Origin of the sequence: Rhodococcus sp. EPR-157, from assembly GCF_001647195.1 — a bacterium.
Classification (GTDB): domain Bacteria; phylum Actinomycetota; class Actinomycetes; order Mycobacteriales; family Mycobacteriaceae; genus Rhodococcoides.
Genome location: NZ_LVCV01000669.1, coordinates 1 through 9,000, shown reverse-complemented (window position 1 = coordinate 9,000; position 9,000 = coordinate 1). Strand labels below are relative to the sequence as shown.

11 protein-coding genes are annotated in these 9,000 nt (G+C 63.4%); 8 read left to right on the top strand and 3 right to left on the bottom strand.

The annotated features are described in order from the left end of the window. Window positions 1–890: AMP-binding protein (locus A2J03_RS28780; protein WP_231912758.1), on the bottom strand; the 890-nt coding region annotated here is incomplete at its 3' end. Window positions 891–1,023: 133 nt separating this feature from the next. Here A2J03_RS28780 and A2J03_RS28775 point away from each other — a divergent pair. The 6 genes from A2J03_RS28775 to A2J03_RS28750 all read left to right on the top strand — a co-directional run bounded on the left by A2J03_RS28775 (window position 1,024) and on the right by A2J03_RS28750 (window position 5,606). Next, entirely contained in the window at window positions 1,024–1,413 is a 390-nt protein-coding gene (locus A2J03_RS28775; protein WP_197481014.1) for a polyketide cyclase / dehydrase and lipid transport, read from the top strand. A 127-nt stretch (window positions 1,414–1,540) separates the two neighbouring features. Next, complete coding sequence (locus A2J03_RS28770; RefSeq protein WP_068381462.1) at window positions 1,541–1,978, top strand: SRPBCC family protein; 438 nt, start codon at window positions 1,541–1,543, stop codon at window positions 1,976–1,978. After that, the gene (locus tag A2J03_RS28765) at window positions 1,975–3,228 is read left to right on the top strand and encodes an ArsA family ATPase (RefSeq protein WP_197481015.1); all 1,254 of its coding nucleotides are present in this window, start codon (window positions 1,975–1,977) and stop codon (window positions 3,226–3,228) included. The genes A2J03_RS28770 and A2J03_RS28765 overlap by 4 nt, the downstream gene beginning before the upstream one ends. Window positions 3,229–3,243: 15 nt before the next feature. Continuing rightward, complete coding sequence (locus tag A2J03_RS28760) at window positions 3,244–3,705, top strand: hypothetical protein (RefSeq protein WP_068381460.1); 462 nt, start codon at window positions 3,244–3,246, stop codon at window positions 3,703–3,705. Between the two features lie 76 nt (window positions 3,706–3,781). Continuing rightward, window positions 3,782–4,768, top strand: coding sequence for an ROK family protein (locus tag A2J03_RS28755; RefSeq protein ID WP_068381470.1), 987 nt, complete (start codon window positions 3,782–3,784; stop codon window positions 4,766–4,768). 106 nt (window positions 4,769–4,874) lie between these two features. Next, a complete protein-coding gene (locus A2J03_RS28750; RefSeq protein ID WP_068381458.1) occupies window positions 4,875–5,606 on the top strand; it encodes a lysophospholipid acyltransferase family protein in 732 nt (243 codons plus the stop codon). A gap of 6 nt (window positions 5,607–5,612) precedes the next feature. Here the strand turns inward: A2J03_RS28750 and A2J03_RS28745 are convergent, their stop codons facing one another. Continuing rightward, window positions 5,613–6,875, bottom strand: a complete 1,263-nt coding sequence (locus tag A2J03_RS28745; protein WP_068381469.1) for a glycosyltransferase 87 family protein — start codon at window positions 6,873–6,875, stop codon at window positions 5,613–5,615. 86 nt (window positions 6,876–6,961) lie between these two features. Here A2J03_RS28745 and A2J03_RS28740 point away from each other — a divergent pair, with 86 nt between their 5' ends. Next, complete coding sequence (locus A2J03_RS28740; protein ID WP_068381467.1) at window positions 6,962–7,447, top strand: polyadenylate-specific 3'-exoribonuclease AS; 486 nt, start codon at window positions 6,962–6,964, stop codon at window positions 7,445–7,447. A gap of 61 nt (window positions 7,448–7,508) precedes the next feature. Then, entirely contained in the window at window positions 7,509–8,897 is a 1,389-nt protein-coding gene (locus tag A2J03_RS28735) for a class II 3-deoxy-7-phosphoheptulonate synthase (RefSeq protein ID WP_068381455.1), read from the top strand. An 11-nt stretch (window positions 8,898–8,908) separates the two neighbouring features. Here A2J03_RS28735 and A2J03_RS32130 read toward each other — a convergent pair. Beyond that, window positions 8,909–9,000: PASTA domain-containing protein (locus A2J03_RS32130; RefSeq protein WP_156520640.1), on the bottom strand; the 92-nt coding region annotated here is incomplete at its 5' end.

Below are 9,000 nucleotides of genomic sequence, written 5' to 3'. Positions count from 1 at the left end.
TTCTGCTTGGCGGTGTTGTACACCTTCTCGAATACACGCGGAACCGACAGAATGAAGTCCGGCGCGAAAGTGCCGAAAGTCGCGACGAGGTTCGGGATGTCGTTGGTATGACCGACGGCGGTACCGGCATCGAAGGCAGCGATGGTGACGGCGCGGGCCAGCACGTGGGCCAACGGAAGGAACATCAAGGTTCGGCTGCCAGGACGAAGCAGAGCGTTCAACGATGTCTCGCGGATGCCGCGGGATTCCGCGAGCAGATTGGCGTGGGTCAGCTGCACGCCCTTGGGCCGGCCGGTCGTCCCGGAGGTGTAGATCAGGGTTGCCGGATCCGACGAGCGAAGCGCAGCAACCCGCGCGTGTACTTCATCGTCGGATGTGTCCGCTCCCAATGCAGTCAGCTCGGCGATAGCGCCGGAATCGAGGGTGTCGCCGTCGATTCGGAAGGTGTGTGCAGTGCCGGTGGAGCGCTGGAAGTGGGCGGCTACGACGTCGGCGGTGTCGGCGACATGTCTGTCGGTCTCCAGTACGAGGAGGACGGGGTCGGCGTCGGAGAGGATCCACTCCACCTGGCCTGCCGAGGAGGTTTCGTAGACGGGCACGGTGACGCCGCCGGATGCCCAGATCGCGTAATCGATGATCGACCACTCGTAGCGGGTCGACGACATCAGTGCGACGCGATCACCCTGACGCACTCCTGCGGCGATCAATCCTTTGGCGACCTTGACTACTTCGGCTGCAAACGACGCTGCGGTGACGTCGGACCAGGAGCCGTTCACGAGTCGGCGAAACGCAACCGAGTTCGGGGCGTTCGATGCGCGTGTGAACACGGTGTCGACGGCCGACTCGCTGTTTTCGACGACGAATACGGCGGGCGATGTGAACTCACGCACGGTGACCTCCAGGAAAAGAAAAGGTTAGCTCTACTCACGAGTAGCTCGGATTCGTCTCACTGTAGACCCGAGTCGGTGGGACGTTCGACCGCCTCGTGTACGCGCGGACCGGTCGATGTGTGAAGCTCATCCGATGAGCAGTATCCAAGTTGCGGATCAGACTTTCGTCGCTGTACCTGGTTCGTTGGTCGCCGAGGCGTTGTCGCATCCGGCTCGCTGGCGTGTCTGGTGGCCGGACCTTCGCCTCGTGGCGACCGACGATCGTGCCGAGAAGGGCATCAGGTGGGCGGTCGATGGAGCATTGACGGGAACGATGGAGGTGTGGCTCGAACCCGTCTCGGTGCTCGACGGCGTCATCCTGCACTACTTCCTCCACGCCGAGCCTGCGGGCGCGAGAACGGTTGATCTCGCAGCCGAGAACCGGCAGCGCCGGGCCGCGGGGAAGGTCATGGCGTTCGAGCTCAAACGAGGGCTGGAGGCGGGGCGCGCTGCAGGCGAGCGGCCGCAACACGCCCGCCCCTGATCGGTGGTGCGGCGCCCGTTGTGCGTCCATCGGCCATCGTGTGAGATGAATGACTAGAGATCGGCTCGTCGGGTATGTTCCCGGGCGCCGGGAGACCGCGAGAACAGAAGGGACACCGAGTAACAGGATGGCCGAGAGAACTCAGAGGTCGATCACGGTCGACGCTCCATCCACGCGTGTGATGGACGTGATCGCAGACTTCGACGCGTATCCGACCTGGGTTTCGGCCGCAAAGTCGGTGGAGGTGTTGGCGACCGGCGCCGATGGGCGTGCGGAGCGGGTCAAGTTCGTGCTCGACGCAGGAATGGTGAAAGACACCTACGAGCTCAGCTATCAGTGGGCACCGGACGGCAACTCCGTCTCCTGGCAATTGGTGTCTGGCGAGATGCAGAAGTCCCAGACAGGTTCCTACTCGCTGAAAGAGAACGCCGACGGCGGAACCGAGGTCACCTACGAACTGGCCGTCGACTTGAACATCCCGATGATCGGGCTGTTCAAGCGCAAGGCCGAGAAGGTCATCACCGATACGGCGCTCAAGGAACTGAAGAAGCGAGTCGAAGGCTGACCGAGGCCCGCGCCGAGGCCCACACTGCGGTCCGACTGTTCGTCGGCAAGGGCGGTGCGGGCAAGACGACTCTTGCCGTCAAAGCAGCGCTCGACCACGCGCGGTCCGGACGGCGTGCGCTTGTCGTGTCCTTCGATCAGGCGCACTCGGTGGCGGACGTCCTCGGAATGCACGCCCACCGCGCCGACACAGCCGAGGTGGTGTCGATCGAGCAGGGTTTGGACGTACTCGAGCTCGATACTCTTGCCCTTGTCGTAGCGAGGTACACCGCGCTCGCGCACGTTCTGGCGTTGTCGGGGACAGGTCATGAACACGGGGTCAGGTTCGGCGCCATCGACCCCGCGGAAATCGTGGGTGCGCCGGGCGTTCAGGAACTTCTAGGTCTCCATCGCATCGTCGAGCTCGTCGACGAAAATCGTTGGGACACCGTATTCGTCGACCTTCCTCCGACGGCGGACTCGGTGCGCACGTTGCAGCTGCCCGATCTTGTGTGTGGGTATCTCGAACGGCTGTGGCCGAGGCATGACCGCATCGTTGCCGGCACCGGAACCGACCCGCGGTTGACAGTAGTGGTGGCCATGGTCGGGAGCGTCGTCGCTTCGGCCGACAGTGTTCGCGAGCTCGTGTTCGACCGCGCCAGAACGTCGGCGACGATCGTCCTCACGCCGGAGCGGGTGGGCATCGCCGAAGCGCGTCGAACCATGTCGGCCGCCGCCCTGACCGGCCTTCCTGTCGACACCGTCATGGTCAACAAGGTTCTGCCCATGCTGAATTCGGCATCGGTAGGCCTCGTCGGAGTCCATCCCGCAGTATTCTGGTTCGAGGGGTGGAGGTCGGCGCAGCAAGAAGTTCTGCGAGAAGTCGAGATCATGGCAGCCGGGATGTCGCTGGTCGTCGTGGAGCAGTCCGCTCACGAGCCGGTAGGGTTGCCGGGTCTGGGTAGTCTCGCGGCGCGGGTGGGCGCCACACAGGTGCACGAACGCGCCGGTGTGAACGAGCCGGCGGTCGCGCACGAGTCGGGTACGGGGTTGGAGTCGATCTACACGATGACCATGGTTCTTCCTCTGGTCGATCCGACGACGTTGACCCTCGGTCGTGTCGAGGACGATGTGATAGTCGGGGCGGACGGGATCCGTCGTCGGGTACGTCTGGCGTCGGTTCTGCGTAGGTGCATTGTGGTCGGCGCAGAGTTCGAGGACACGACGTTGGTTGTCCGCTTCGCCCCGGATCCGTCGGTGTGGCCGGCGTGAGGGGCGGGCGAATAGATGGTTGACCGGCATTCCGACGTTGCTGCTGAGCTCTGGGCGCTCGCCGAAACGGTGCTCACACGACTCGAGCCTGTGTTGCGCCAGGCAGTGGAAGACCAACAACAACGTCCACAGCAAGGGTGCAGTTGGTGCCCGGTATGCGCGCTGGCGGCGCTGATGCGGGGGGAGCAGCACGACCTGCTCACTGTGGTGGCAACCGAGGGCGCCTCGGTTGTGGCGCTACTGCGTCAACTGATGAGCGATCATGCCGAGTCGACAGGTAGTCCGTCTCCGCCCGCTGATGCGGCGGGATCGAACAACCCCGATCCCGAGGGCGACGACGCCCCGACTAGTGATGCGTTCCACAGTTCCGGCCCGGATATTGCGCACGACACGGATGACCCGATAGTTCGACGAGCAAAGTTCGTACCGATTACCGTTACCGTGAAGGATCCGACCACGCCGAAGACAGGGGACTGACGAACAGGTCCTGTTCGATTCCTGGTCGGAGAGCAATGTCGGTATGCCGTGGGGGACGGCCGAGAAAGGTCGGACAATGAAACGGCGGCAAGGATCTCTGACGATCGGTATCGACGTCGGTGGCACGAGCTTGCGGGCCTCGGTCGTCGATCCGTCGGGTCAGGTCATCGATTCGACTCAGTCGCCAACTCCGCATACGGCGTCGGCGCTCGAGCAGGGGCTGGAGCGCGTAGTCCGCGAGCTCGCGGATCGGCACCCCGTCTCGGCGGTTGGTCTGGCTGTGGCGGGATTCGTCGACTCGGACCAGAAGTCGGTGAGATTCGCCCCGCACCTGCCGTGGGTCAACAGCCCGGTTGCGCGTCGGATGAGCGATCGAATCGGACTTCCCGTGTTGTTGGAACACGACGCCAACTCGGCCGCCTGGGCGGAATATCGGTTCGGTGCCGCAGCCGATGGTCGCAATGTCGTCATGGTTGCAATCGGGACGGGCATCGGTGCAGCGCTCTTGATCGACGGTCGAATCTATCGCGGAAGTTACGGCGTCGCACCGGAACTCGGGCACATCCAGGTGGTTCCAGACGGACGCGCGTGTCCCTGTGGAAAGCGCGGTTGTTGGGAACGGTACTGCAGTGGAACAGCTCTCGTGGACACCGCGGTGGAAATGTTGGCCGCCGATCAGGGGTCGTCCACGATCCTCGCCCGCGACGTGTTCCTCGACCCGGGTTCGTTGACCGGTCGGCGTATAGCCTCGGCGGCGCAGGACGGTGACGAGATCGGCCTTCGGACGATGCAGGACTTCACCCGATGGCTCGGCGTCGGGCTTGCGATGGTGAGCGATATCTACGACCCTGATCTAATTGTGATCGCGGGTGGCGTCGCCACCTCGTCGAGTCAGTTCTTGAACGAAGCCACCGAGCACTGCGCGCGCCTGGTGACGGGCGCAGGGCATCGTCCGCTCGCCCGGATTCGAGCGACTCAGCTCGGTGAAGCTGCCGGCATGATCGGCGCCGCAGATCTGGCGAGGTCTGCGTTTTCGGCGTCGTCACGCTCACGCGAAATGTGAACTCTGTCGCCCTACCGCGATTGATGTGGCTGGGGTCATAAACGGTAGGTACAGTTTCCCTTGGCCAACGCTCGCCGAAACACTTTCTCTGATCAGGAAGGACGCCATGTGGTACTGGCTGTTCAAGTACGTCCTCATCGGTCCCATCCTGATTGCTCTGGGTAGACCTACTGTCGAGGGGCTCGAGAACATTCCGGCTCGGGGGCCGGTGATTCTGGCGAGCAATCACCAGGCCGTCCTCGATTCGTTCTATCTGCCGTTGAAGGTGCAGCGCCGCATCACTTTTCTGGCGAAGAGCGAGTATTTCACCGGGCCTGGCCTCAAGGGTGCATTCCAAAAGTGGTTCTTCACCGCGGTGGGGCAGGTTCCGATCGACCGAACCGGTGCAGATGCTGCGCAGGACGCGCTCAATGCCGGTGCGCGCGTGATCGAAAAGGGCAAGCTGCTCGGCATCTACCCTGAAGGAACCCGTTCACCCGACGGACGTCTGTACAAGGGCAAGACCGGAATGGCCCGGTTGGCATTGAAGACCGGTGTGCAGGTGATACCCGTTGCGATGATCGGCACCGACAAGATGAACCCGATCGGCTCGAAGGTATGGCGCCCGGCAAAGATCACGATCAAAATCGGCAAGCCGATCGACTTCTCGCGCTTCGAGGGGATGGCGGGTAATCGATTCGTCGAACGCGCCGTCACGGACGAGGTGATGTACGACTTGATGCTGCTGTCCGGTCAGGAGTACGTCGACGTCTATGCCGCCTCGCTCAAGAAGACCGCCCCGGCACCGACGGCTACGTCGGACGGGCCCGAGCGGATTCCTCACACCCGGGCCAGCTGAGACGGCCTACGACTTCGAAACGGAAGAGACACTCCGTAACGGCGTGAACGCCACCACGAAGAGTGCCGCGACGCCCCACCACACGTAGGACGATGCCGCCAGCTGGTCCCACACGGGCCAACCAAGGCCGGAGGAGCGGCCGCCGGCCAGCCGCCAATGCGGCGCGAAATGAAGTAGCACGACGCCGACCCCGACGAATGCCAGTACGGCATAGCTACGTCGGCGGAACGCGAGCGTGCCGAGCGCAACTATGAACGGCACCGCCCATACCCAGTGATGTGACCACGACACGGGTGAGACGAGAAGGCCGAACATCGCGTTGACACCGAGAGCAAGCGCAGTCTGGCCGGCTGAGAACGCGGAACGCATGGCTACGGCAGCGATGGCAAGTAGGCAGCACGACAGCAGGATCCACAGAACGGACCGCAGCGAGTCGTCGAGTCCGAACCGAGCGAGTACGCCGGTGATGCTTTGGTTCGCCGCGTAGGCGGGTCGGCCGATCCGGTCCGAATCGATGAGGGTGTCGGTCCAGTACGTGACGGAATCGGAAAATGTCGCCAGGAATCCGAGGGCCGTGAACGCGGCGAAACTCAGTCCCGAGATCACAGCGGAACGAAAGTCTTTGCGTAGCAGGAAGAACAAAACGAAAACAGCGGGCGTCAGTTTGACGGCGGCTACGAATCCGATGAGTACGCCGCGGGGCCAGGGCGTCTTGCGCGGCAGACAATCCGCGACGACGAATGCCATCAGGACGATGTTGATCTGACCGTAGTCGAGAGTGGAGAACACCGGTTCCAGAACGAGTGAGATGGCGAAGATGCCGCCGGCTGCCCACAACAGCAGAGTTCGAGGCGCGTACCCGAGGGACCGGAGGGTGAGAACGATCGTCGCGAACAGCAGCGTCAGGGACAACGTGGTGACCAGGATGCCCGCCGAGTACAGCGACACGGCCGAGAGCGAACTGAACAGCACGGCCGCGATGGGCGGGTACGTGAACGGCAGCGTATTGCCCAACTGAGTCGGCGGCATTTCTCCGTACAGCGGCGAACCGGAGGCGAACACTCCGCCGCCGAGTCGGTAAACGTCGAGATCGATACGGTAGTAGTTACCCAGGGACGTCAGTTCCCGAAGCGGCGGCAGGCCGAATATGTTGTATGCGATGCCTGCGAGCGATGCCAGCGCGATCACTACGCAGGCGATCACGAGTACCGCAGGCGGGAGGGTGCGCCTAGGCGCCTGCGGATGCGCAGTCGTCTCGGGTGTCGTCAACGTCGTTCCTTCTTCTTGTGTCTCGGCCCCCGGGTCGGTCGACACTCGTGCTGGTCGAGTCGTCGCGCCGGGATAGTGTGTCCTGCGTGCGTTACTTCTATGACACCGAGTTCATCGAGGATGGTCGCACAATCGAGCTGGTCTCGATCGCTGTGGTCTCCGAGGATGGGCGTGAGTTCTATGCTGTGTCCTCCGAGTTCGACCCCGAGCGCGCAGGAAAATGGGTTCGACGCAACGTTCTTCCCAAGCTGCCACCGTACTCGTCACCGCTCTGGAAGAGCAGAGCGCGAATCCGCGACGAGTTGCTCGACTTTCTCGTCCCGTTCCCAGGCGCCGACGTCGAACTGTGGGCCTGGATGGCCGCATACGACCATGTTGCCTTGTGCCAACTGTGGGGTTCGATGACCGACTTGCCGCGATCGTTGCCGAGGTTCACCCGTGAGCTGCGTCAATACTGGGAGGACTGTGGCAGTCCGTACTTGCCGCCCGCACCCGACGACGCCCATGATGCGCTCGCCGATGCGCGTCACAACCTTGCCAAGTTCCAAGCCGTCGAGTCCGCGGCGAGCTGACCGACCGCAGGACGAGGGTGCCGCGCGCTGTCACCGGATCGACAACGAATATCCTGTACCGGTGAACTGGACTGTCGACGTACCCATCGAGCGCTTGCCCGACCTTCCGCCGCTGCCGGGGGTGTTGCGTCAGCAGCTCGACGACGCGCTGGCGAAGCCGGCGGCACAGCAGCCTTCCTGGGATCCGGCGCAGGCAGCGGACATGCGCAAGGTGCTCGAGAGTGTGCCCCCCATCACTGTCGCCGGTGAAGTGGAGTCGCTGTCGGATCAGCTCGCGGCCGTCGCGCGGGGAGAGGCATTTCTGCTCCAGGGCGGCGATTGCGCCGAGACATTCGTCGACAACACCGAACCGCACATCAAGGGCAATATCCGGACGCTTCTGCAGATGGCAGTCGTGCTCACGTACGGCGCCAGCATGCCTGTGGTGAAGGTCGGTCGGATCGCCGGGCAGTACGCCAAGCCGCGGTCGTCCGATGTGGACGCGCTGGGTCTCAAGTCGTACCGAGGCGACATGGTCAACTCGCTGGTGGCCGACGAGGCTGTGCGCCACCATGATCCGTCGCGACTCGTGCGTGCGTATGCAAACGCGAGCGCTGCAATGAACCTCGTTCGCGCGCTGACCGGCGCGGGAATGGCCGACCTGCACAAGGTGCACGACTGGAATCGCGAGTTCGTTCAGAGCTCGCCTGCCGGTGCTCGGTACGAGGCGTTGGCGGGGGAGATCGACCGCGGGCTGCGGTTCATGGACGCGTGCGGTGTCAACGACCCGAATCTGCACACTGCGCAGATCTTCGCCAGCCACGAAGCACTCGTTCTCGACTACGAGCGGGCGATGCTTCGTCTCGACAACGCCGACGCGGATCACCCCAAGCTGTACGACCTGTCGGCTCACTTTCTGTGGATCGGCGATCGAACGAGGCAGCTCGACGGCGCACACATCGCGCTCGCGGAACTCATTCACAACCCGATCGGTCTCAAGATCGGTCCGTCGACCACACCCGATATGGCCGTCGAGTACGTCGAGAGGCTCGATCCGACCAACAAGCCGGGGCGGTTGACGCTGATTTCGCGGATGGGCAACGGCAAGATCCGTGAGCTGCTCCCACCCATCATCGAGAAGGTGCAGGCGACCGGCCACCAGGTGATCTGGCAATGCGACCCCATGCACGGAAACACGCACGAGGCCTCCACTGGATACAAGACTCGGCATTTCGACCGGATCGTCGACGAGGTTCAGGGTTTCTTCGAGATCCATCGCAGCCTCGGCACCCATCCCGGTGGAATGCACGTGGAACTGACCGGTGACAACGTCACCGAATGCCTCGGTGGGGCGCAGGAAATCTCCGATCTCGATCTCGCGGGACGCTACGAGACGGCGTGTGATCCGCGGCTCAACACTCAGCAGTCACTCGAACTGGCGTTCCTGGTAGCCGAGATGCTCCGGGGCTGATCATCGCCCGGTTACGGTAGCGACACGACCGTGACAGTGGACCCCGGGGCCACTCGGCTTCCCGGCCCCGGGTTCTGCGAGACGACGAGGGAGCCGTCGGTGT

Bases quoted from the DNA above. Each gene is read 5' to 3' on its own strand.
- A2J03_RS28775 (WP_197481014.1), top strand. From the start codon at position 1,024: ATGAGCAGTATCCAAGTTGCGGATCAGACTTTCGTCGCTGTACCTGGT.
- A2J03_RS28770 (WP_068381462.1), top strand. From the start codon at position 1,541: ATGGCCGAGAGAACTCAGAGGTCGATCACGGTCGACGCTCCATCCACG.
- A2J03_RS28760 (WP_068381460.1), top strand. From the start codon at position 3,244: ATGGTTGACCGGCATTCCGACGTTGCTGCTGAGCTCTGGGCGCTCGCC.
- A2J03_RS28755 (WP_068381470.1), top strand. From the start codon at position 3,782: ATGAAACGGCGGCAAGGATCTCTGACGATCGGTATCGACGTCGGTGGC.
- A2J03_RS28750 (WP_068381458.1), top strand. From the start codon at position 4,875: ATGTGGTACTGGCTGTTCAAGTACGTCCTCATCGGTCCCATCCTGATT.